The organism is Anaerolineales bacterium, assembly GCA_030583885.1.
Taxonomy (GTDB): Bacteria; Chloroflexota; Anaerolineae; order Anaerolineales; family Villigracilaceae; genus Villigracilis.
This window is the reverse complement of record CP129480.1, coordinates 3,737,955-3,761,545: the sequence shown is the minus strand read 5'-3', so window position 1 is coordinate 3,761,545 and position 23,591 is coordinate 3,737,955. Positions and strand designations below refer to the sequence as shown.

Genomic DNA, 23,591 nt, shown 5'->3' with positions numbered 1-23,591 from the left:
GATACTTGATGGTTATTTCTGACCATCCTCCTCCTGCAGGTCTTTGATGCCGAGAAGAGCCATGAGAACGTTGGGGGGGATATCTGCTTCGGGCAGGTCGGTTTTGTAAAGCTGTTCGTTTTCGGCGCGTTCGCGCAGGCTTTTCCAGAGAAGTTGGCGTTCTTCTCCTTCCACCACGAGGTCGTTGAGCGTTTTTGCATTGAGCAGGTACTCGCCGGTCGAGTAAAGGAAGGTCAGCCGTTTCCACTTGTCAGTTTTGATAGTCTCCCTGAGCTTCTCCAGCGCGCCAAGTTGGATTTTGTAGTATTCCTCTTTGGCATGCGGATGGTTTGCTTCATCTTTCAGCAGCTCACCGCGGGTAGTGAGTTCGTGTCCGCGGACTTTGGCGATGAACTCGATCTGCCCGCTTCTTTCTCCGAACGAGGCTGGTTGGTAGAACGCGAGATAGTCCACGGCAACGACTTTGGGCGCGGTGCGAAGCGGGATGCGGTACCAGCCAAGCAGCCGCGCGATTTCGAGGTCGCGGGGGGTGGGCAGGAGGCAGACGAGGATCAAATCCGTTGGCTTGAGCATTTATCTATTATAAAACGAAGTGACAGTCACCTTGGAAAGTGACTGTCACCTCGTAGACCACCTGAAAAGAAGCTGCAAATCAGCAAAATAGCATCCAATCGCTTCATAAATCCTGCGTAGCATATTTATTTCAAGAGGGTAATGTGTTTGTTAGGGCGACTTTAAATTGTGAGTAATCAATATTTAATGATTGCACCCCACAGTGTATTGATTTCGTCCTGGGACAAGAATTTTCCTTCACCCGCAAGGGTATGGGCTTTCTCAAGCAGTGCGCGTGCTGCTTGATCATTCATTGCGCTTTCTATCAGCGCTGAAATAACAGGATTTATCGGCTGCGGAAAATTACTGCGCGTAGACGTTATGATTCTGAGAAAATCAATGACGCCGCCGCTCGAATCATCCGACTTCTGAAGCAGCTGCAGCAGGTATTCCGTTTCTCTGTCAGGGTCCTGCGTCGGATCAGACCCTTTTTGATCGATAATAATAGGCACAACCACCGGACCCTGCGTTCCGTCTTCGAATGTCACAAAATACTCCATCAGAACATAGTGCGCCGGTTTCTCGCCCTGCGGCGTCTGAATCATCATCTGAAACGTATCACGGATGAGACACGATTTATCCAGTGCGCAGGTAATCCGTACAGTGTCTGCTATATCGCTGTTTAATGTATCGTCACGATAGGCCACTTGTGACACCTGGGTAATCCATATCCCCGCTGTTTCCTGCGTCAGAGACGTGGAGTCGATTGCCAGTTGTATCGCAGCCTGCCGCTGCTCCGCAGTATACGTAGGTATATTTTCAAGCTCGGTAATCAGTCCGTGTAATTGTGTCTCCGGTGTAGGTGAGACAGTGTTCGTTGCGGTTGATCTTGGGGTTGGCGTTTGAGGTGGAACAGGCGTTGCAGTGGGTGTGAGGGTGGAAGGTGGTGTTGGGGAGGTATTGGTGCAAGATATCAATTGTAAGGCAACCAAAATAATCAACAAACAGGATGAAGGTATTTTGAGATTCATAATGAATTACTCCCAGACTTCCGAGTTCTTCAAGAAATCGGAAGTCTTATTCAATAATCAAAGGGCGGAGCATCGCTCCGCCCTTACTGTTTAATTCAATCCAACTTCCTTGTTGAACTCGACGATCAACTCGTCAATTTCATCTGCCTGTTTTTGGACGCTGGTCCAGTAATCATGTTCATACCACTGCGCCTGAATTTCTTCGTAGGTTTTGCCCTGCTGTTCGACCCAAGTATAGTATTTCAAGTTATGGACTCTGCGGCGTTCGGGGTAGGTCAGCTCGAGCATATTATCGATGGATTGCCCGTGCAGGTAGCGGGCGAAGTCGGCAGCCGCATCTTTTTCGCTGTATTGACCAAACTCCTCGTGCATTTCGTGCAGGCGCGAGCGATAGAGTTCCATTGAGTCGGTCAGGACGGTGAGCATGATGTCGTTCTCGTCCATTTCGTAGTACTTTGCGGCTTTGATGCAGGAGAGTACGTTCGAGATGCCGGAGAAACCCAGCAAATCAAGTTGACCGACAAGCGCTTCGGGAACGCCCTTTTCAACCAGGTAGGCGCGTCCGTTTTCTTCATTGAACAGGCGCGAGATGTTGACCACGGCGTTGTCGTCAATGGCGGTGACCACGTCGGTATTCTTGGCGTTGTGAACCCAGGGTACGTGCTTATCGCCGATGCCTTCGATGCGATGGGAACCGAAGCCGTTTTCGAGCAGGGTGGGACATTGAAGCGCTTCGCTGGCGACGATCTTGCTTTCGGGGAAGAGCTGCTTCATGTAGTCGCCGCTGGCGATCGTGCCTGCCGAGCCCGTAGCGGATGCCATGCCGCGATAGCGGTCATTCGACCCCATGACCTGTTTCAACACTTCTTCCATCGCATGACCTGTCACTTCGTAATGCCAGAGATAATTGCCGAATTCCTGGAATTGGTCGAAGATCATCAAGTCCTGACCTGAGTTGCGGAGTTCCCAGCACTTGTCAAAAATTTCTTTTACGTTGGATTCGGAGCCAGGGGTCTTGATGGTTTCACCTGCAACTTTTTCCAGCCATTCGAAGCGTTCCTTTGACATGCCCTCGGGCAAAATGGCAATGGATTCACAGGCGAGCAAAGCGGAATCATACGCGCCGCCGCGGCAGTAATTGCCTGTGGAGGGCCAGACGGCTTTTTGAGTGGTCGGGTCGAACTGACCTGTGACCAGTCTCGGCACGAGGCAGGAAAACGCCGCCCCGACTTTGTGCGCCCCGGTCGGGAACCATTTGCCGACGATGGCAATGATGCGGGCTTTGACTCCTGTCAGCGAAGAGGGAAGTTCGAGAAAATTGACTCCGCCAAATGTCCCGCCGGAAGCGATGGGTTGATTCTTCCAGGTGATGCGGAAGAGATTGCGTGGGTGAATATCCCAGAGTCCGATCTTTGTCAATTCCTCCTTGACTTTGGCTGGGATTTTTGAAGGGTCTTTCATTTGGGCATAGGTGGGGATGATGATGTTGCGTTCCTTGGCGCGTTGGATGGCGCGGGCGCGGCGGTCTTTGTGGATGGTCAGGTCAATTGTGGTCATGGAGAACTCCTTTATATTTGTCAGACAACTTGGATTATAGCGCACAAGTTCCCCCACATAAAGATGATATTGGTCATCGTTTTGGGGACTATAATCATATATGCATTAAGGAGAAAATCGATGAGCAAAGCAAAAACGACTGCGTTCTCCGGCTGTTTGATCTGGTTCCTGTTGATCGCGTTGATCGGAAGTTGTGTGATGCCGGTTGCCTTTGTGGCGGGCGGCATCTCTTCCGCCAGTGAGGTTGCGATCAAAACCATGGGAGGGTTTATCTGCCCTGAAGATACAACACCAAAAAGTTATTCGTATCAGTCCACATCAATAGATGAATTTGGCAATTCACAGCCGTCCACCGCCTATGAATTGCACTGCATTGATGCGGGCGGGGAAGTGGTGAAGGAAGACCCCATTGTTTTCGCCTTCGGCTGGATCGGCATTGTGGCGTTGATCGGATTGCTTATCACTGTGATATTGGCGTTCGTGTTTGCCGTTCCAGGCGGGATGCTGGTGACACGTTTGCTGGAAAAGATTCGCCGCCCGAAGTCCATCATTGGTTGATATGAGAGGAAAGATGTTTTAATGGCATCTTTCCTCTTTTTATCCTTCCTATATCCCCATCATCTTGCTGACAACTGAAAGCAAGATTCCGCCCGCAATGACGCTGCCCAGTTGACCTGCGGTATTCGCGCCCATCGCGTGCATGAGGATGAAGTTGTCCGGGTCTTCGTCGTTTGCCATTTTTGCGGCAATCCGTCCCGCCATCGGGAAGGCGGAGATTCCCGCTGCGCCGATCAGCGGATTGATCTTTCCGCCGCTCATCACGGACATTAACTTACCGAAGAGCAGCCCTGCAACCGTATCCAATGCAAAGGCGAACAGACCCAGTACCATGATCTTGCCGGTGTCCAAATTCAGGAAAGATGCCGCGCTCATGGTTGAGCCGATGGCGAGCCCCAGAAACAGCGTGGCGATGTTGATGATCTCATTCTGCGCCGCGTTGCTCAGACGGTCCACCACGCCAGAGACTTTGAGTAAATTCCCAAGCATGAGCATGGAGATCAGCGGCGTGGCTTCGGGGACAAGCAAGCCGACGACAAGCGTTATCACAACGGGGAAGAAGATGAGAGTCCGTTTGGAGATGGGCTTGGGCGTGTACTCCATTTTGATCAGGCGTTCTTTTTTCGTGGTCAGCGCCCGCATCAATGGCGGCTGGATGATCGGAATCAAACTCATGTAGGAATACGCCGCCACCGCAATCGGGGCAAGCAATTCAGGCGCGAGTTTTGAGGCGACAAAAATGGAGGTCGGTCCATCGATCGCGCCGATGACCCCAATGGACGCAGCTTGGTTGAGCGGAAATCCCAATGCAATTGCGAGAATCAACGTGCCGAAGATCCCGAATTGCCCCGCCGCACCGAGCAATACCATTTTGGGCTGTGCCAGCAGCGGCGAGAAATCTATCATCGCGCCGACACCGATAAAGATCAATAACGGGAATAATTCCGTTTTGATGCCTGCGTTGTATAGAACGCCCATCATGCCTTCGGCGGCGGTCATGCCCGCCAGCGGAATATTTGCCAGCAGACATCCGAAGCCGATCGGCAAAAGCAACACGGGCTCGATCTCTTTGAACACCGCGAGATAGATCAATATCAGGGATGCAGTGATCATCACGCCGTTGCCGAGTGTGAAATTCGAGAAACCCTTCAAGAGTTCAGGTAGCAGCGCGCCTACATCCATGACGCCTCACCCAAATCCGCGAACTTGATTAACGCCTGCTTGTGCGCGACGATTTGCCCTTCGCTCACCAGTACATCGCTGACCGTGCCGCTGTACGTCGAGCGGATGCTGTTCTTCATCTTCATCGCTTCGATCACCAGCACCACCTGTCCCGACTCCACTTTCTCGCCAGCCTTCACAAACACATTGACAATGGTTCCAGGCAGGGGAGCGGTCAACGCATTACCGCTCATGGCAAGGTTGGGAGACGGTGCGGCGACGGGTGCAGGATTCGGATTAAAGGATTGACTCTCCGTTGTCCCGCCCGCGTCTTTTCTTGTTTCAACCTGATCCTGTTTCTCCGGCACGACCTCGAACCGCTGCCCATCCACGTGCACGATGACGGGTCTCGCGTTGATGTCTTCGATCTCCACTTCGTAGGTTTGGTTGTTGATGGTGAGTTTTTGTTTCATAAAATTCCTCGGACTGCGGACTTTAGTCCGCCATTATGTATCAGCGGACTGAAGTCCGCACTCCGGAATCTAGCGCCGTTTCATATTCCCTTTTTCCGCCATCTGCCGTGTGCGCATGCCCAATTGCCAGGCGGAGACCAGCGCGGTGGGCGGTTCTGCCAGCGGGTGCACGGAGGTTTGTCCCTGCTCCGCGCGCGCCATCGCCACAGCGAGCAAAGCAACTTGAAGTTTGGAGTCTGCCTGGGTGGTGGAAGCAGGCTCAGGGGAGTCTGAGGCGGATTTTGTGAGCGAAGACGAAGCATCTTCTTCAGGCGATTCTTTCTCCGCAGTGACAGCCGTCAGAATTACCATCGTCAGCCATAGCAAAAGAATCGCGCCAAAGACCAGTCCCATGCCGAGGGCGGTGATTTCAAGGGAAAGGAGGATATTGTTCATACAGGCATATTCCCATGCTTGCGCGGCGGGGCGGGGGCGTATTTGTCGCGCAGTGCCGAAAGCGACGCGATGATCTTCGGGCGCGACTCGCGCGGCTCGATGATGTCATCCACATAGCCCGTGGAGGCGGCGTAATATGGGTTATTGAATTTCTCGCGATATTCGCTGGCAAGTTTCTGGCGTTCTTCGGTGGGGTCGTTTGCAGTTTCAATCTGTTTCTTGAACAAAATATTTGCCGCGCCTTCCGCGCCGAGCACGGCGATCTCCGCGCTGGGCCACGCGTAGGTGACATCGGTGCCGAGATACTTGCTGGACATGACGACATACGCACCGCCATATGCCTTGCGGGTGATGACGCATATCTTCGGCACGGTGGCTTCGGAATACGCGTAGAGCAGTTTCGCGCCGTGGCGGATGATGCCGCCATGTTCCTGAGCGATGCCCGGCAGGAAGCCGGGCGAATCAACGAACGTGACGAGCGGGATGTTGAAACAATCACACATGCGCACGAAGCGCGTCATTTTATCCGCGGCATCGATGTCAATCACACCCGCCATGATGGACGGCTCCTGCGCCACGATACCCACGCTGTGTCCGCCGATGCGCGCCAGCCCGACAATGGCATTCCGTGCCCAATCGGGCTGGATTTCAAGGAAGGAGTCTGTATCCACGATCTTTTGAATGACCTGATGCATGATATACGGCTCATTCGCTTCGAGTGGGACGATGCTGTTAAGGGATTCATCCATGCGGGAAAGGTCATCCGCCGGCTGCACATATGGCGGGTTCTCGACATTATTCGACGGTAAATACGAAAGGAAATGCCGTGCCATATCCAGCGCGGCTTTTTCGCTTGGCACGCTCAAATGTGCCACGCCGCTGACCGAGTTATGCACCACCGCGCCGCCCAATGATTCGGCGTCAATGACTTCACCCGTCACGGCTTTGATGACATCGGGTCCCGTCAGGAACATGAACGATGATTTTTCCACCATGATGACCAGGTCCGTCAGGGCAGGGGAGTATGCCGCGCCGCCCGCGCACGGTCCGAGCATGATGCTGACCTGCGGAACCACGCCCGAATACTGCGCGTTGCGCCTGAAAATTTCCGCATAGCCGCCCATTGAGCGCACGCCTTCCTGAATGCGCGCGCCGCCTGAATCGATCAGCGAAATGAACGGCACACCGTTGCGCACTGCCAGATCCATCACGCGGCAAATCTTGTGCGACTGCATCTCGCTCAATGTGCCGCCGTAAATTGTAAAATCCTGTGAATATAAATAAATCGTCCGCCCGTTGATCTGCCCGTAGCCTGTGATGACCCCGTCGCCGTAAAATTTTTCCTTCAACAATCCAAGTTCATCGCCTTGGTGCGTAATGAATGGTTCAATCTCATTGAACGTGCCCGGGTCGAGCAATAACTCCACCCGCTCCCGCGCCGTCAATTTGCCTTTGGCTTTTTGCTTGGCAATGCGTTCCGCGCCGCCGCCTTCCAACGCCTTGGCGCGCATCTTGCGCAGTTCCAAAATTCTGGGATCTTCTTGTGTCATGTTCTTTCCTCAGGTTTTCGTAAGGGCGACCCTTCATGATTAATCAAGTGACCTAACCGTTATGGGCGGGTCGCCCCTACGATAGGTGATAAATTTCACAATAAGAAGTATATCATCGGATGTCAGACAAGTCAGTGATGGAGGTCATGCCCGAAATAGGACAATCCGCCTCGTGTTTTAACCGATACCTGCTTCCGTTTCAAGAGGCGTTTGACCACGCTGTGAAAAAGATCATTCCGCAAGTTAACCCTGCGGGATGATTAAAACCTACGGCACATACGGCGGCATGGACAGGACTTGATAACTCCCATTTCCATCGCGTTGCACGCCGATCTCGTATTCAGTGATCGGTTCTGGTAACGTCTCGCCGCAACAGCCCGTGAACTCGAACAACCCGCCATCCTTCGTCTTGAACGTGACCGTGAAATCGAAACCGCCCTCTGTTTCAATTGCATTGACGATATCCAGCACCTCCATGCAGACGAGTCCATTCTGCTCACAGCCGCGCTGCCACAGGGAAGCATAGTCCGTGGGGGAGAGGTCGGGATTCCAGCCCGCAAGAACTTCATACTCCCCGCCGTACAACGTAACTGACTCGGAATATTGACCATTCGCCAGCGCCTTGAAGAATGTTCGCATGGCGGTTTCGGCGTTGGCTGTTTCAGGTTCCTGCCCGGCAGGCGAACATGCCGCCAAAATAAGCACAAGTAGAACAAGGAACACCTTTTTCATATTCTATCCTTCCTTAACCCGGTGATACGGTCTATGGTCTGCTGTTCGCGGTTTTCTGTTTTCTTGGGTCTTTCACCAAAAATATAAGAATTCCGATCATCACTCCGGAAAGGATGGTGGAGATCGAAAAGGTTGGGATGAAGCCCGCTGCGTCTACGATAAGGCCGCCGATGATGGGCGCAAAGATGGTGGCAGGCGCGGTCAGTGTTTGCGAAAGACCGATGTAAATGGGGCGTTCTGCTTCGGTGCCGAAGCCGACGGTCATCGCCATGCCGATGGTCCAGATGGAAACGTTGGCAAGACCCGTCAGAATGAAAATGGGGTAGAACCATGTGATCGATGCCGCATTCCATGCAAGGATGGCGCTGAGCATGGCGGCGAATGCGCCGAGGACGAGCATGGCGCGATGACCTATTTTATCCCCAAGCCAGCCCATGCCCGCATTGGCAATGGTCTGCGAGATGGTCAGCGTGGCGGTGAGATAGCCCGCAGTGACCGTGTCCATGTTGAACTGGCGCAGGGCATAAATGATGTAGAACGAGAATCCCATCGTGGCGAACTGTGCAAGGAAGCGTGCGCTCAGGAACCAGTTGAAATTTGAATCTTTCTTTAATATCTTTTTTGAATCCTCCCAGAAGTGAGTTCTCTCTTCAGGGATGATCTTTTCCATATCTTCAGGTTCGCGTGTTAACGCGAGGGCGAACCAGGATACAGTGAAGAAAAAACTTGCGAGAAAGAAGCAGACTGCAAAGTCCCAGGGAGAATCGAGGAAGTCAAGCAAATATCCTGCCGCGACGGCTGAACCGCTCAGGAAGAGATTTGCAAGCGCGGCTTGAAACCCGAAGAATGTGCCGCGCGAGTCGGGCGGGATGATCTTGGAGATCATGGAGGTCCAGGCGTTGGCGGTGAATCCGCCGCCAAGTCCCTGCCACGTCAGTAAAAGGAAGGTCATGACGAGGCCCGCGTTCAAACCGATGAATGGGATCGATAATGCGACGATGGCAAGTCCCAAAAATGGTACGCGCTCGTGGATGGTCATCAGCAGCACGGTGCGTTTGTATTGGCGCAGGCGTGAGACATGGCTGGCGGTGAAAAGCTGCGGCAATTGCCACCCGACCGAGTGAATAGCGGGGACCAGCCCGATCAGCAGGGCGGAGTCGGTCATGGTGGCGACGAAGAGCGGCAGGATGGTACTGAAGGAGGCAAAGCCGAGCGCCGCACCAAAAAGACCGCCATCCGAGAGGTTGGCGGCAACGTTATGTTTCAGGTTTTTACGGACATCTTTTTCAAGGGTGGTGAGCATGGCTTGGATTGTAATCCATCCGTTGTTTTTCCTGCCCCTTGACAAACCATCGCTTTTCAGTAAAATAAAAAACGAACGTTCGTTCATATTTTTGGAGAAGCCATGCCCCAAAAAGAGAAACTAAAAAAAGGCGGAGTAACCCGCCTCGCCATCGAGGATGCCGCCATCGAGTTGTTCATGGAACACGGCTATCATGCCACGTCCATGCGGCAGATCGCGGAGCGGGCGAATCTCGCCTTGGGCGGAATCTACAATCATTTTTCGAGCAAGGAAGAGATCTTCAAAGCCATCATTGTGGATAAACACCCCTACAAGAAAGTTCTGCCGATCATCCTTGAAGCGGATGGGAGCAGTGTGGAGGATTTTCTCGGCAATGCGGTCAGGGTGGTGATGAAGGAACTGGCTTCAGAGCCGTTCTACATCAAGTTGATGTTCATTGAGATCGTGGAATTCAACGGCAAGCATGGTGCGGCGATGTTAAAAGAGATCGCGCCGAAAATCCTGCCTGTGTTTGAAAAACTGGTGAAATCGAGAAAAGACTTGCGTGTGACAAACCCTGCTGTGTTGATGCGTTCCTTCTTCGGCATGATCATGTCCTATTTCATTACGGATATGCTGATCTCGAATTCGGTTGTGAGCAAGATGCTTCCCAAAAATCAAGTGGATGCGTATGTGGATATTTATCTGCATGGCATTTTGAAGGAGTCCGCATGAACAATATTGCTCGAGCCGCTGTCCTCGGCGGCGGGGACGCCGCCATGAGCGCGGATAAGGAGCCTGCATGAACTCACGTCTCGCTTCCATCATCCGCAAGGAATTTATTCAAATATTCCGTGATGTGCGCACGCTGGCGATGATCCTTGTCATCCCCATCATGCAGTTGTTCCTGCTTGGTTATTCCGCCACGAATGACGTGCGCAACATTCCGCTCGCTGTGCTGGACCAAAGCCGCAGCGCCGAATCGCGCGCCTTGCTGGATGCCTACCGCGCGGCGGACTACTTCCGAGTCGCCTATAGGGTGGATTCAGAATCCGAAATAGAAGCCCTCATCATGTCGGGTGAGGCGCGCGCAGCGATGATCATCCCGCCCGACTATGCCCAGCGTCTCAATGACGGCAACGCACAAGTCGCCTTCATCCTCGATGGTTCTGACCCGACCAGCGCATCCACGGCGCTTTCGGCTTCGCAGTTGATCGGACAATCCCATGCCACCAACATCCTCGCGCAGAAATTCGAGCGCAGCGGCATGACCTTGCGCGTCCAGCCGCCTGTGGAAGTCCGCACACGGGTGTGGTTCAACCCCGACCTGATCAGTGCGCACTTCATGATTCCCGGCGTGATCGGCATGATCCTGTATGCCATTGCCGCCATTCTCACTGCCACGTCCGTGGTGCGTGAACGCGAGCGTGGAACGATCGAGCAGCTCATTGTCACACCCATACGTTCGTGGGAATTGATCGTTGGCAAACTTATGCCGTATGTCATCCTCGGTTTCTTTAACACGATCGAAGTTCTGGCAGTGGGGCATTGGTGGTTCGGCATGCCCATTCGCGGCGACCTCGGACTGATTCTTATCTTGTCCGTAGTATTTCTCACCACGGGCTTGGGCATCGGTTTGTTCGCCTCCACCATCGCCAACACCCAGCAGGAAGCCATGCTCACTGTGTGGATGACGCTCCTGCCGAGCATTTTTCTTTCAGGCTTTTTCTTTCCGCTTGAAGCCATGCCCGCATTTCTGCAATGGCTTTCGTACCTCATGCCGTTGCGCTATTACCTCGTCATCATCCGCGCGTTGCTGCTTAAAGGCGTCGGGCTTGAAATGATCCAATTCGACGTCATCGCCATGACACTCTTCGCCATCGGCATCATGACCGCCGCCGCACTGCGCTTTCGTAAGCGTCTCGATTAACCATCACCCCCAACCCCTCTACTACTTTGTGGCACACGACCCAAAGGGAGAGGGGGCAAAAGGAGATTCCCATGAATCACAAACGACCCCCGCTTCCCGCAATTTTCATCCTCGTCCTGATCATCGGTTTCAGCATTTACTTCATTGCCACTCAAACGACCGATGACCAAAACGAAACTCTCACCGCATCAGGCGTCATCGAAGCCGCGCAAGTGGATATTGCCCCCGAACTCGCAGGCAAAGTGACCGAAGTCTTTGTGGAAGAAGGTCAACCCGTGACGAAGAACTCTGCGCTTCTTCGCCTCGACCCAAGCCTGTTGACTGCCCAACGAGCCGTTGCCTCCGCCCACGTGGATTCTGCCAACGCCGCCCTCGCATCTGCCCAAACCAAATATGACCAAACGCTCGAAGCGGCCATTGCCGCGCAGGTCGGGCAGCGTGCCGCAGATTGGCGCGCCTCATCGCCCAGTGAATTTGACCAGCCCAACTGGTATATCGAACAGTCCGTGCAGATAGATGCTGCCCACGCCGAATTGGATTCCGCGCAAACCGAAATTGCTGACGCGCAGAATTATCTCGAAACAGTTCTCAATAGTATGGGCAATGCCGAATTCGTTAAAGCTGAGCAGCGACTCGCTGAAGCCCGCATCGCTTTTCTTGTCGCCAAGGATGTCAAAGCACAAGCGGATGTTGCATCGCAGGCTGGGGGATTGCGTGATGCGGCATCCGATTATTACGATGTCGCCGTGGACGAACTCGAAGATGCACAGGAAGCCTACGACGACCTGCTCGATACTGACGCCGCCGAAGATATCGAATACGCCCGCGGACGAGTCTTCGTCGCCGAGCAGCGCTACGATGCGGCGTATGCCCGTCTGCTTGCCTTGCAAACGGGCGGAAATTCTCCCGCGGTGATCGCCGCCAAAAACGCAGTCGATCAGGCGCAGAAAAATGTCGCACAGGCAGAAGCAAGCCTGGCGTTGATCGATGCGCAGATCGCCAAACTCACGATCAACGCGCCGATGGACGGCGTCGTCCTCACCCGCAAAGTCGAGCCTGGTGAATTCGTCCAGCCTGGCGCAGTTGCCCTCAAACTCGCGGACTTGAATAACCTGACCATCACGGTCTATGTTCCCGAAGACCGCTACGGCGAGATCACTCTCGGACAAACCGCCCAAGTTACTGTGGATTCCTTCCCTAATGTAGTGTTCATCGCCACTGTCATTCACATCTCCGATAAAGCCGAGTTCACCCCGCGCAACGTCCAAACCGTGGAAGGACGCAGCTCGACGGTGTATGCGATCAAGTTAAAAGTGGAAAACGCGGACGGCAAGTTGAAGATCGGCATGCCCGCTGATGTAACGTTCTCACGTTAAAACGTTGGCATGTTTGAACGTCGTTTTGCAAAGGAGAGACTATGCCTACGATTACTCGGTTTGAAGAGATTGAAGCATGGAAGACGGCTCGGGAATTGACCAGAATGATTTATGCGCTTACAGAGCACGGTCGGTTTTCAAAAGATTTTGGTTTGAGAAGCCAGATCCAACGGGCGGCTGTTTCGGTAATGAGCAATATTGCGGAAGGTTTCGAGAGCCGAACACAGGCACAATTCCTTGAGTATCTTGGACGCTCAAAGGCTTCAGCTGGTGAAGTTCGTTGTCAGTTGTACATTGCTCTTGACTTGAAATACTTGACTCAGGAACAATTCACCCATGTGTTTGATCTGGCTGATAAGTCATCTCATCAGATCGCTCGTTTCATGGATTATTTGGAGATGCATCCCCAGTCCCGCCGTGTCCGTGAAGAAGGCTCAGGGTATGAAGTCTAACGTTTTGACGTTTGAACGTTCCAACGTTCAAACGCTTGTCCACGCAGAAAATTTATATAAATCCTTCGGCGACATACACGCCGTGAATGGGGTTTCCCTGCAAATAAGATCAGGCGAGATCTACGGACTCGTCGGCTCGGATGGTGCGGGAAAAACGACGACCATACGATTACTGGTTGGCGCATTGCTGCCGAATCAAGGCGAAATTCAAGTGTGCGGATACGATGTCCGCAAGCAGACGGAACTCGCCCGTTCGCAGATCGGTTACCTTTCACAGCGTTTCTCGATGTACGAAGATTTGAGTGTGCTCGAAAACATCCGCTTCTTCGCCGAAGTGCGCGGACTTTCGCAAACCGAGTGGCTGCCACGCTCGATGGAGATTCTCGAATTCGTCGGTCTCGCCGAGTTTAAAGACCGCCGCGCAGGTCTTTTATCAGGCGGCATGAAACAAAAACTCGGGCTAGCCTCCGCGCTTGTCACTCGTCCGCGCCTGCTTTTGCTCGATGAACCCACCACAGGCGTCGACCCCGTCACCCGCCAGGATTTTTGGCAACTTGTCATCAAACTTGTATCACAACCTCTTCTTCACCGCGAAGGAACGAAGTACACGAAGGATGAAAAGAAAAATCAAGAATCTTCGCGCTCTTCGCCTCTTCGCGGTGAAGAATCGAACGGCGTCTCCGTCCTCATCTCCACCCCCTACATGGATGAAGCCTCGCGCTGTCACCGCGTGGGATTTATGAAATCAGGTCGCATCATCGCCGAAGATACCCCGTCCAACTTGCGCAAACGCCTCAACGGACGTGTACTCGAACTACGCGGAAATCCCATCAACACCCTGCGCCATATCGCGCATCAAGATGAAGATGTCGAAGATGTTGCCGCCTTTGGCGATAAATTGCACCTGCGCGTGAAAGAGAATTCTGAAAAAAATGTCATGGCGCGTTTGCCAAAACTGATTGTAAAACAAAACGCAACTCTCATCGAACTCCGCTCTGTTCCGCCCACTCTCGAAGATGTCTTCATTGACCTCTCGGAGACCAACCATGACTGAACCCGTCATCTCCGTCCAAAACCTCACGCGCAAGTTCGGTGATTTCACCGCTGTCGATCACATCAATTTCGAGGTTCACAAAGGCGAGATCGTCGGTTATCTCGGTCCCAATGGCTCGGGCAAAACCACCACCATCCGCATGTTGCTTGGCTTGCTCAAACCCACCAACGGCAGCGCGAACGTCCTCGGTTACGATGTCTTCAAACAAAGCGAAGACGTCCGTGCGCGCGTGGGCTACATGAGCCAGAAATTTGCAATTTACGATGACCTGACCACACTGGAAAATCTGACATTCTACGGCGGCGTGTATGGGATCACGGACAAAGACCGCATCACCCATACCCTTGAGTTGGTCGGCCTCAAGGGGCATGAATCCACGCTGACACGGGATCTGTCCACAGGCTGGCGGCAGAGACTTTCGCTCGGCATCGCGCTTGTCCATGAGCCGAAATTGCTCTTCCTCGACGAGCCGACCTCAGGTGTTGACCCCACCGCCCGCCGCGCTTTCTGGGACTTGATCTACGAGCTCGCCGAAAACGGCGTGACCATCCTCGTCACCACGCATTACATGGACGAAGCCGAATACTGCGAACGCGTTGGCGTGATGCGCGAAGGCAAATTGCTGGCGATGGATACGCCCACGAATCTAAAACGAACGGTCATCAAAGGAAATGTCTGGGAAGTTTTTGCGCATCCGCTGGAGCAGGGGCTGGAAGTGCTGCACGAAATGGATGGCGTGGAACGCGTCGGGTTGGCGGGTGATCATGTACGAGTCATCAGCCAAAAGGTGGGCAAAGAGGCGTTGCAAAGCCTCTTAAGCAGGAACGAGATTCAGGTTGAAAAAATCGAGAGGGGAGAACCAACGCTGGAGGATGTCTTTTTAGCGCTTGCAAGGTAGGGACACGGCGCGCCGTGTCCCTACGGAAATTTATTGCTCTGGGGTGACAATTGCCATGATGAGATACACCAACAGCATGGCGCCGTTGAAGGTGAAGAATCCCAGCACGAACAACAGACGGACAACTGTGGGGTCAATGTTGAGATAATCGCCTAAGCCTGCGCACACACCTGCGATCATACGGTTGGATTTGCTCCGTGTGAGGGTTTTGTAGTCGGTCATTTTTGCTCCTTTCGTTTTGTCTATTTGCTTTACGCAGGCAGGCGAAAAGAGTTGCAGTTATTCATCCCCGAGCGGCATTTTATAGGGGTACATGGTTTCCAGCGGGAGAATTTGGGTGGAACTTTGCAGGTTCTTGAGATCGGTCTCTTTGACGTTTTCAAGGATGAACAGGATTGCCTTGACGGTATCATCCACGATGCGGTTCATGGTGCTTTCGTTGAGATAGGGATATTTTCTTTCCTCGAACCAGTGGGGATCATATTCGCCGTAGAATTTTCGGATGTAATCATATTGCCGGTACAGGGCATGTTCCTGAACGAACGGCAAATAGGACGGCGGGTTCGGCATTATGTGAACCACCTGCCAGAACAGCCCTTCTTTATGTGCGTGGTTATAGATCTGATCCAACCCGTACCAGTCTTGTTTGATCAATTTCCAGGCTTTTCTAATGTCAACATCGATCATCGCATGGAAAGTGTCGACGGTTGTGTGGTGAATATATTTTGACCACATGATGTCACTAAAGAGATGGATAAAATATCCCAGACGGAAACTGTATTTTGGGATGTCATCTTGTGGATTTAGTTCAGCGAGATATTCACGGTAAAAGTCCAGGTCGCGGATCATCCACTCACCCGCACCTTTATGCAAATAGTGTGTGACTTCCTTGGGCGGGTCGAATTCCGTCCAGGTTTCATTGGGGATGCCAGAATCAGGCGCGAGATTCCCATAGGTGAATGTACCTTTATCCACATTGGAGAAGTGGGGGAGAGGTTTTTCTGCAATGCGCAGGTGACAGATCCAGGTTCCCATTACCTGTGTTTCCTGCCTTCAAAATAATTTGCCCCCGCCGCATAGAGCAGAAATATTCCCAGTAGAATAAAAACAACAGCCTGCAAGCCTAAAAAATTCAAAGTCCATATTCCAAAGCCTGCAAATACGACACCGACCGAGCCGTAAAAAAATGCATTGCGCATATACCCTGAAGCCACACGTTTGGACTGGAACAAATTACGGGCCATCAATTGCTCCAGCGAGCGGACTTCGTTCTCGTGGCGGTTTTTGCACGCCAGCACATCGTCCACGACGGCGGCGCACTCGGAGCATAGTCCGCGCTGGCAATATTTGCACACGCCAACGGCGGGGTGGGCAGGGTGGTAGTAGCAGTTCATAAATACCTCATTTGAATATTCGAAGGCTTGAACGTTCAAACGTTTTAACCTTCCAACCTTTAAATTTCGACAACTGGATGACGTAAAACCGTCTTCATTTTATCAGGCGCCGACTTGCGCGGGTCGCTCATGTAGATTTCGTGGTGTTTTCCGCCAATCGGTCCAACGCTATCTTTCAGTCCATTTTCTGCCATGAATTCCTTCATGCGCTCGAGGGTGGCGGGTTCTGCCGCGTACGGTCCGATGTGCATGGTTTGTACACACAAGCCTTCTTCAAAGTGTTCCAGCCGCGCCTTGTTGAGCATTTCGCTATCGCCCTTCTTCTTGCGGACTTGCTCGCGTGCTTCCTCGAAGATTTCCTGAGTAACGATGTCGGGTTGCAGGATCATCAGCGTGTAAAACCAATTGTCTTTTACCGTGATATCGAAGAAACCGTCTTCCACCCACCACAATCCTTCCAGCGCCATGACGGGGTAATCGATGGCATTGGTCTTGCGCTTCTTGAACATGAACTTGAGCGTGTACGAAATGCTGTACAACGCCTGTGTTGCTTCAGCAAAACCGGGGGATTTTCCCGGCTCGGAGCCTTTTTCGATGGCGCCATCGATCATGGCGAATTGCAGATTTGGAACCTGCACCGTTTCGATCTTCTTCGCAGAGGGTTGATACAAATTCTTGAATTGTTTTTTGAGATCAAGCGTTTTCATTTTGAATTTCTCCATTTCACTTGTTTACCTGTCTACTTCTTCACCTTCTTCCGAATCTCCCCCCGTGCCCAGCGATAATGTGCCGCTGTTGCCGAGTTAAAATACGCCGCCAGCAGGTTGTTCCTCGTCCACGAGTATTGACCGCGGGTGAAGAGTTCCTTTTCGGGAATGGACTCGATGACCTTCATGATCTTCTTGTAGGAAGACTTGAACTCCTTTTGAATCTCCGCCAGCGACCTGTTGCGGTGCTTGAGATAGATGGCGTGGTTGAGTTGCGGCAGTTGTCCCCAGTTGTATTCATCTGAAGGCACGGCTGGAATTTTGCCCTTCGCTCCCGTCTCGTACCATTTCAATACCATCCCTTCCCACTCGATGAGATGCGCCAGCACGTCCTTGGCAGACCAGTCGTCAGCGGCTGTGGATTGGGTCATTTGCTCAGGTGTCAGTGTGGCAAGTAGTTTTTCCAGCGCAGCGCGTTCGGTCTGCGCAGCCTCGATCAGTTGTTGTTTCGTCGTTGCTTTTGGCATGAGGTTCTCCTTAACTTTTAATTCTCTTTTCGATTCGCTCCACGAACAACGTCATTCCTCTCGATGGGACTTTCTTCTGGCTGAAATCCCAGTCCTTCCACGCCGTCCAGATGGATTCGGGTGTGTAGCGACCTTCGCCATCCGCTTTGGCTTCGACGACGCCGAGCAACTCTTTGAAGCGTTTATCCTTCCGCGCCAACTCGAACTGACTCAAAACATCCACCACATGCAAAATGTCGTACCAGAACATCGGCGCTTTCAACTTGCGGAAGTCTGTTCCCATGAAGAACATGTATGGATGGCGTTCCTTGCTGTTTTCCCAAAGCGTGAGCAAAGTCTCCACGCCGATTTTTGCGGAATCGCTTTCCCGCAGTTCTGGCACACGCGAAATTACTTTCAACATTGCCAGCGTCGCAAACGGACAGGGGTCTTCCTTGCGACCAGGTCCGCGGAACTTGCCAAGTTCAGGCGAGGCAGCGCAGGGAAAACCGTTATCGCGGACCAGCCCATCAAGATATTGAACAGCAATCTGCACTCGCTTGTCATCGCCCAATCCCATCTTGACCAGCGCGGAGACCAAAATCGGGGCGTCGCACAACGCCCATGCCCATTCGTCCTTGCCGCTGCCGCCGAAATGTGTGGGGATGCTCATGGTCAATTGGAAAGGTCCCTGCGCGGATTGATGTTCCATCACCTTTTTGGCAATCTGCTTCATAGGCGCATCGCTGAGGTTCAGTCCCAAGTCCGCGATGAACGCCAGTTTGTGAAAAGGCTGGCTGGCAGATTTATGGCTGTTCAACACCGCGCCCGGCCAATCGTTTAACTCCATCAGCAGGGATTGGATTTTCGCATCAGCCATCATCGCCTTGCGTGCGGCGCGGACTTGCGGGTCAGTCTCTGCCTGCCCAAGCAGGTCAACCCGCGTTCGATACTGAATCCACGCGTCGCCTTCCAGCAACCATTCGATGGTTTGTGAGTTCATGATCTGTATTTCCCTACAGTTGCTTCGATCCACTCTGTGACCATTGACCTCAACTCGGCAGGCTCCAATACCTCCACGGCGGGACCATACGCCAGCGTGCTGCTGGCCGCCCATTCCAGCGCGGGTGCGGAAAACGTTACGATCAACGAACCATCCGCCTGCTCTTCGATGCTTTCCCAATACGACTGATTGCCCTTGAAGAGCCATGTCGCGTCGGCATCCACTTTCAGCCTGGCTTTGATCTGCGGCTGTGCTTGCAACTCTTTCTTCAGATGGGCTTGCAGATCGAATTCGGCTGGAACATTGAATGTGGAGTCGGACAAACGGATCTCCAAGATGCGATCCACCCGAAAGGTGCGGACTTCGTCCCGAAGCTGGCAGAATCCGACGACGTACCACCAGCCCCAACGATGGACAAGCGCATACGGGTCGAGTTCGCGCTGGGTGGGCTGGGGAACCTGATTACTCTGGTAGTTGATGCTCACGCTGCGGTGTTCGCGGATGGCGCGGCGCAATTTCTCCAGCGTCGGCGTCAACGCTTTGAGGTCTGAGCGATTCATGCCCGTGGCGAGCAACGAGTTCCGCGCCCAAGCTACCTCGCGGACTTGCTCGTCGGGCAGCAGATTTTCCAATTTTGCCAACGCGCCCCGCGCGGGATCGCGGTACAGATCGCCCCACAATTCCTGCACCAAGCCGGTTCCCAATACCACCGCAACGGCTTCTTCCAGCGTGAAGACCAGCGGCGGCATTTTGTATCCGCGCACGAGCGAGAAGCCGCCGTACGGTCCGCGCTCGGAGTAAAGCGGGATGCCCATCTCGTCCAGCATCTCGAAATAGCGGTGGACGGTTCGCAGCGAGACGCCGAGTTTCTCTGCCAATTCCGAAGCCTTTTGGTTTGGTTGGTTTTGCAGAAGGAAGATAAGCGTGATAAGGCGGGTGGCAGTGTTTGCCATGTGTCACATCCTTGATAAATATAAAGCGGGTATATGTCAAATTATGACATATACCCGCATGGAAAACTACTGCTTTACTCCCCTTTTCGGATGACACTCTTCCCGTACTTTTCCTGTAACTGATCCACAACCTCTTGCAACTTGCGGGATTTTTCGCTTCCTGCGTCCCACAGGCTGAGTTGACGCACCGGGCTTCCGATTCCACCGACGCCGACTCCGATCAGCCGAACGGCTTGATTCTGCGCCCGCACGGTTTTCATCAACCTGACTGCCGTGCGGAAGATCTCATCTTCGTTGTCGGTGGATGTGGGCAGGGTGACTTGCCGTGTCAACGTGGTGAAATCGCTCCAGCGAATCTTTAATTTGACGGTTTTTCCAACAAGGTCGCTCTTTCGTAATTGATGCGCCACATCTCTGGCCTGTTCGCGCAGGGTTTTCTCGAGCGTTTTTTCATCGCGAATATCCACGCTAAAGGTGGTTTCCTGACTCACCGATTTGGTCTCGTATTCCGTCACGATGGGACGGTTGTCGATGCCATTGGCGTGCCGCCACAGGTCGCGTCCGTTTTCGCCGAACAAGCGAATCAATTCTTTTTGGGGCCAGCCGGCGATGTCGCCAATGGTGTGGATGCCAAGTTCGGATAGCCGCGTGGATGTTTTCGGTCCCACACCCCAAAGCATGTCCGCGGGAAGGGGCGCAAGGAATTTGGCTTCGTCACCTGCGGGCACGATGGTTAGACCGAACGGTGGCTCATCCTTCTTTTTGTTCGACTTTTTCCCAACCTCGGTGGCTATCTTTGCCACGAGTTTGTTGGACGCGATGCCGATGGATGAGGGGAGATGCAGCCCGGTTCGGATGGCAGTTTGCAAGTCGAGGGCGAGCCGGGCGGGGGCTTGGGAAATATCCGAGATGTCAAGAAAGGCTTCATCTATGGAAATCTGCTCCACGAGCGGGGTCAGATCCCGCAGTTTTCCCATCACTTTTTCCGAGTACTCACCGTACAATTTGTGCCGCCCCGCTACAATAATAAGATTCCTGCAAAGTAGCAATGCGCGGGACATGGGCATTGCACTGCGGACGCCAAGTGCGCGCGCGGCGTACGAACACGAGGCAACAACGCCGCGTTCGTCGGGCCTGCCTCCCACGGCAAAAGGCTTGCCGCGTAATGCAGGGTTTTGGATTTCTTCCACCGAGCAGTAAAAGGCGTCCAGGTCAAGGTGCAGGATGGTGCGTGGCATGTTTGTAATTATAGTGTAACGGTTTATGAGGCGGGCTTCCAGTGTAATAGGGGAAAAAGACCATGAAATTGACCAACTTGTATATATTGAATATTCCCTCAAGTAAAGATATACTTAGGGTGGCGTATAGCCATATGGAACTTATTTAATTATTTTTACGTCCTTGTTTTGTATTAAGTTGATGGAGGAAGAAATGAAACTTGTATCACGATGTATGTCGGTATTGCTCCTGCTCGCGCTGATGTTCACCCTTGCGCCGGGCGGGACATCCACCGTGAGTGCTGCGACCTGTTACTGGGCGCAGTTCATCGCGGATGTGACGATTCCAGACGGTACCAACTTCGCGCCCGGCACGGCTTTTAAGAAGACTTGGCGCTTGAAGAACATCGGCACCTGCGCATGGAACAGCAACGATGTTTCACTGATCTTTGACAGCGGTGAAAGGATGGGCGCACCCGCTTCCGTTGCCCTGCCGACGATGGTCAACCCGGGCCAGACCGTGGATATTACCGTGGATATGACCGCGCCAAGTTCCGCCGGGCATTATTTTGGATACTATAAATTCAAGAGCAACTCCGGCGGTGTCTTTGGGATTGGCAGCACTGCGAACAGATCCTTCTGGGTCGAGATCAGAGTTTCGTCCTCCTCCGGCACGGGGTATGACTTTACCGCAAACGCCGCATCTGCCTCATGGTCGAGCGGTGCAGGCGCATTGTCCTTCCCCGGAACGGACGGAAGCGCCAGTGGCTTTGTGTTAAAGCAGGATAACCCCAAACTTGAAAGCGGTGTGACATCCGCCCAGGCAGGGTTGTTGTTTGCTCCGAATAATGTAAACAATGGTTATGTTCAGGGCGTCTATCCCGCTTTCCGGGTCCAAAACGGTGACCGCTTTCAGGCGACCATAGGTTGTGAACATGGCGCCACAAATTGTTACGTTGCCTATCGCCTCGATTATCAGATCGGCAGCGGCGCAGTCAGGACCTTCTGGACCTTCCGTGAAAAATACGAAGGCTGGACCTACAATGTCAACCTTAACTTGAATTCCCTTGCAGGGCAGGATGTTAAGTTCATCCTTGTCACTTCTGCATATGGTTCACCGGTCGGGGATCGCGCGTTATGGGTTAATCCCATCATCTCCCGCGCCGGCGCCACGCCCCCAACAGCCATTCCACCGACAGTAACGGGCACACCTCCGACGCCAACCCCGACCAAGTCCATTACCCCATTCCCCGCCGCCTGTGACCGCGCACAGTTCATTGCAGATGTCACTGTGAAGGATGGTACGGCTTTTGCGCCGGGCATCAGTTTCAGCAAGACCTGGCGCTTGAAGAACATCGGCACCTGTACATGGTCGAACTACAGCCTGATCTTCGACAGCGGCGAAAAGATGGGCGGACCCGATTCCGCACTCATCCCGACATCGGTGGCACCCGGTCAAACTGTGGATATCACTATCCAGTTGACTTCACCGACCACGGCGGGAACCTATCGCGGCTACTGGAAACTAAAGAACAACAACGGCATCCCGTTTGGCATTGGTGCCGGCGGCACAAAATCCTTCTGGGTCGAGATCAAAGTTACAGGTACCGGCATCAATCCCGGAACGGCTACGCATACGACCACACCCGGCACACCCGTCACTCCCGCCACGCCCGTTGCAGGCACAAGCTATGACTTTGTTGCAAACGTCTGCGCGGCGACTTGGTTCACTGGCGCGGGCCAGCAGCCATGCCCCGGCACGGAGGGCGACGCGAAAGGTTTCGTACTCATCAGGAATCCATCCAAATTGGAGAACGGGACAAACGACAGTCGTACCGGTCTGCTCACCCATCCGCAGAATATCAACAACGGTTACATCCAAGGCATTTACCCGGTCTATACCGTCAAGGCTGGCGATAAATTCCGCGCCACTGTCAACTGTGAACATAACGCCACCAGCTGTTATGTTGTCTTCCGCCTGGATTACGCATTGGACGGCAGTTCGACCATCCAGACCTTTTGGGCCTTCGTCGAACGGTATGAAGGCCAAGTCTATAATGCCGATATTGACCTCACCCCGCTTGTCGGAAAGAATGTGAAATTTATACTTACCGTGCTGGCTACCGGTTCACCGGTGGGGGATCGCGCTCTCTGGGTGGCACCGATCATCCATAACGCCGGGTCCGTTGCCCCGACAGCAACCCCAACGATGACCGCCACACCCACGGTGACTGCCACACCCACGGTGACACCTACCATCCCTTCTGCAACCTACAAGTTTGATTTTGGCACTGCATCGTCTCCTCTCGCCGCAGGATTCACCCGAATCCATGGGATGTCGGTTTACTCTTCCGGTATCGCTGGATGGGTGGATGCGGCCGGACTCGAATCAAGGGATAGAACTGCTCCAGCAGATGATCTGACTCGCGATTTCGTCACACATGCGTCTGCGGCGCGAACATTCAAGGTGGACCTGCCCAACGGCACCTATTCCGTCAGTGTTACGATGGGCGACAATGACTATGCCCACGATAACATGGTGGTAAAGGCAAACGGCACGACCGTGCTGGCTGATGTGAACAATGCCGCCGGAGGTTTTTCTGTCAGCAACTTTGTTGTGACAGTCACCGCTGGCTCCCTGTCTCTTGAATTTTCGGATGCCGGAGGGGCCGACCCATCCTGGGTTGTAAACGGTCTGACCATAACGACTCCACCCACCCCATAATAGGGATGAGAATAATTCGTTCCCGTTGTCGCATGATGACGGGAA

25 protein-coding genes are annotated in these 23,591 nt (G+C 53.2%); 8 read left to right on the top strand and 17 right to left on the bottom strand.

All coding sequences use genetic code 11. The features are described from left to right. Positions 1 to 12: 12 nt before the first annotated feature. From QY332_18840 to QY332_18830, 3 genes are all read right to left on the bottom strand, one after another. Positions 13 to 573 (bottom strand): hypothetical protein, encoded by a 561-nt coding sequence (locus QY332_18840; protein ID WKZ35671.1) that lies wholly within the window; start codon positions 571 to 573, stop codon positions 13 to 15. A gap of 176 nt (positions 574 to 749) precedes the next feature. After that, positions 750 to 1,583 carry a hypothetical protein gene (locus tag QY332_18835; GenBank protein WKZ35670.1) on the bottom strand — a complete coding sequence of 278 codons (834 nt, stop codon included), beginning with the start codon at positions 1,581 to 1,583 and terminating at the stop codon, positions 750 to 752. Positions 1,584 to 1,673: 90 nt separating this feature from the next. Then, positions 1,674 to 3,140: a pyridoxal-phosphate dependent enzyme gene (locus QY332_18830; GenBank protein ID WKZ35669.1), complete on the bottom strand. Its 1,467-nt coding sequence runs from the start codon at positions 3,138 to 3,140 to the stop codon at positions 1,674 to 1,676. A gap of 120 nt (positions 3,141 to 3,260) precedes the next feature. Between QY332_18830 and QY332_18825 the strand changes: the two genes are divergently transcribed. After that, positions 3,261 to 3,698 carry a hypothetical protein gene (locus tag QY332_18825; GenBank protein ID WKZ35668.1) on the top strand — a complete coding sequence of 146 codons (438 nt, stop codon included), beginning with the start codon at positions 3,261 to 3,263 and terminating at the stop codon, positions 3,696 to 3,698. A 48-nt stretch (positions 3,699 to 3,746) separates the two neighbouring features. On the opposite strand, the gene QY332_18820 is transcribed toward QY332_18825, so the two are convergent. From QY332_18820 to QY332_18795, 6 genes are all read right to left on the bottom strand, one after another. Beyond that, positions 3,747 to 4,880: a sodium ion-translocating decarboxylase subunit beta gene (locus QY332_18820; GenBank protein WKZ35667.1), complete on the bottom strand. Its 1,134-nt coding sequence runs from the start codon at positions 4,878 to 4,880 to the stop codon at positions 3,747 to 3,749. After that, positions 4,871 to 5,332, bottom strand: coding sequence for a biotin/lipoyl-containing protein (locus QY332_18815; GenBank protein WKZ35666.1), 462 nt, complete (start codon positions 5,330 to 5,332; stop codon positions 4,871 to 4,873). Before QY332_18815 ends, QY332_18820 begins: the two co-directional genes overlap by 10 nt. A 69-nt stretch (positions 5,333 to 5,401) precedes the next feature. Beyond that, entirely contained in the window at positions 5,402 to 5,767 is a 366-nt protein-coding gene (locus QY332_18810; GenBank protein ID WKZ35665.1) for an OadG family protein, read from the bottom strand. Beyond that, on the bottom strand, positions 5,764 to 7,317 hold the full coding sequence (locus QY332_18805; GenBank protein WKZ35664.1) for an acyl-CoA carboxylase subunit beta: 1,554 nt from the start codon (positions 7,315 to 7,317) through the stop codon (positions 5,764 to 5,766). Before QY332_18805 ends, QY332_18810 begins: the two co-directional genes overlap by 4 nt. 267 nt (positions 7,318 to 7,584) lie before the next feature. Continuing rightward, positions 7,585 to 8,049 (bottom strand): hypothetical protein, encoded by a 465-nt coding sequence (locus QY332_18800; GenBank protein ID WKZ35663.1) that lies wholly within the window; start codon positions 8,047 to 8,049, stop codon positions 7,585 to 7,587. A 31-nt stretch (positions 8,050 to 8,080) separates the two neighbouring features. Further along, a complete protein-coding gene (locus tag QY332_18795) occupies positions 8,081 to 9,352 on the bottom strand; it encodes an MFS transporter (GenBank protein WKZ35662.1) in 1,272 nt (423 codons plus the stop codon). A gap of 102 nt (positions 9,353 to 9,454) precedes the next feature. Between QY332_18795 and QY332_18790 the strand changes: the two genes are divergently transcribed. From QY332_18790 to QY332_18765, 6 genes are all read left to right on the top strand, one after another. Next, positions 9,455 to 10,066 (top strand): TetR/AcrR family transcriptional regulator, encoded by a 612-nt coding sequence (locus QY332_18790; GenBank protein WKZ35661.1) that lies wholly within the window; start codon positions 9,455 to 9,457, stop codon positions 10,064 to 10,066. A 67-nt stretch (positions 10,067 to 10,133) separates the two neighbouring features. Continuing rightward, positions 10,134 to 11,261, top strand: a complete 1,128-nt coding sequence (locus tag QY332_18785) for an ABC transporter permease (GenBank protein WKZ35660.1) — start codon at positions 10,134 to 10,136, stop codon at positions 11,259 to 11,261. A 71-nt stretch (positions 11,262 to 11,332) separates the two neighbouring features. Then, positions 11,333 to 12,637 carry an efflux RND transporter periplasmic adaptor subunit gene (locus QY332_18780; GenBank protein WKZ35659.1) on the top strand — a complete coding sequence of 435 codons (1,305 nt, stop codon included), beginning with the start codon at positions 11,333 to 11,335 and terminating at the stop codon, positions 12,635 to 12,637. Between the two features lie 41 nt (positions 12,638 to 12,678). Then, complete coding sequence (locus tag QY332_18775) at positions 12,679 to 13,089, top strand: four helix bundle protein (GenBank protein WKZ35658.1); 411 nt, start codon at positions 12,679 to 12,681, stop codon at positions 13,087 to 13,089. Next, on the top strand, positions 13,079 to 14,143 hold the full coding sequence (locus tag QY332_18770; GenBank protein WKZ35657.1) for an ABC transporter ATP-binding protein: 1,065 nt from the start codon (positions 13,079 to 13,081) through the stop codon (positions 14,141 to 14,143). The genes QY332_18775 and QY332_18770 overlap by 11 nt, the downstream gene beginning before the upstream one ends. Further along, complete coding sequence (locus tag QY332_18765) at positions 14,136 to 15,041, top strand: ABC transporter ATP-binding protein (protein ID WKZ35656.1); 906 nt, start codon at positions 14,136 to 14,138, stop codon at positions 15,039 to 15,041. Before QY332_18770 ends, QY332_18765 begins: the two co-directional genes overlap by 8 nt. 30 nt (positions 15,042 to 15,071) lie before the next feature. Here the strand turns inward: QY332_18765 and QY332_18760 are convergent, their stop codons facing one another. The 8 genes from QY332_18760 to dinB all read right to left on the bottom strand — a co-directional run bounded on the left by QY332_18760 (position 15,072) and on the right by dinB (position 20,842). Further along, on the bottom strand, positions 15,072 to 15,263 hold the full coding sequence (locus QY332_18760; GenBank protein ID WKZ35655.1) for a PspC domain-containing protein: 192 nt from the start codon (positions 15,261 to 15,263) through the stop codon (positions 15,072 to 15,074). A 57-nt stretch (positions 15,264 to 15,320) separates the two neighbouring features. Further along, the gene (locus tag QY332_18755) at positions 15,321 to 16,076 is read right to left on the bottom strand and encodes a hypothetical protein (protein ID WKZ35654.1); all 756 of its coding nucleotides are present in this window, start codon (positions 16,074 to 16,076) and stop codon (positions 15,321 to 15,323) included. Then, positions 16,076 to 16,435, bottom strand: coding sequence for a hypothetical protein (locus QY332_18750; protein WKZ35653.1), 360 nt, complete (start codon positions 16,433 to 16,435; stop codon positions 16,076 to 16,078). The genes QY332_18755 and QY332_18750 overlap by 1 nt, the downstream gene beginning before the upstream one ends. A 59-nt stretch (positions 16,436 to 16,494) precedes the next feature. After that, on the bottom strand, positions 16,495 to 17,142 hold the full coding sequence (locus tag QY332_18745) for a GyrI-like domain-containing protein (protein ID WKZ35652.1): 648 nt from the start codon (positions 17,140 to 17,142) through the stop codon (positions 16,495 to 16,497). Positions 17,143 to 17,174: 32 nt separating this feature from the next. Then, positions 17,175 to 17,669, bottom strand: a complete 495-nt coding sequence (locus QY332_18740) for a ClbS/DfsB family four-helix bundle protein (protein WKZ35651.1) — start codon at positions 17,667 to 17,669, stop codon at positions 17,175 to 17,177. 10 nt (positions 17,670 to 17,679) lie between these two features. Next, a complete protein-coding gene (locus QY332_18735) occupies positions 17,680 to 18,651 on the bottom strand; it encodes a hypothetical protein (protein WKZ35650.1) in 972 nt (323 codons plus the stop codon). Next, positions 18,648 to 19,604 carry a YafY family protein gene (locus tag QY332_18730; GenBank protein ID WKZ35649.1) on the bottom strand — a complete coding sequence of 319 codons (957 nt, stop codon included), beginning with the start codon at positions 19,602 to 19,604 and terminating at the stop codon, positions 18,648 to 18,650. The genes QY332_18735 and QY332_18730 overlap by 4 nt, the downstream gene beginning before the upstream one ends. Before the next feature lie 74 nt (positions 19,605 to 19,678). Next, positions 19,679 to 20,842 (bottom strand): DNA polymerase IV, encoded by a 1,164-nt coding sequence (gene dinB / locus QY332_18725; GenBank protein ID WKZ35648.1) that lies wholly within the window; start codon positions 20,840 to 20,842, stop codon positions 19,679 to 19,681. 193 nt (positions 20,843 to 21,035) lie between these two features. On the opposite strand from dinB, the gene QY332_18720 reads away from it, so the two are divergent. After that, entirely contained in the window at positions 21,036 to 23,546 is a 2,511-nt protein-coding gene (locus QY332_18720; GenBank protein ID WKZ35647.1) for an NBR1-Ig-like domain-containing protein, read from the top strand. The last annotated feature ends 45 nt before the right edge of the window (positions 23,547 to 23,591 follow it).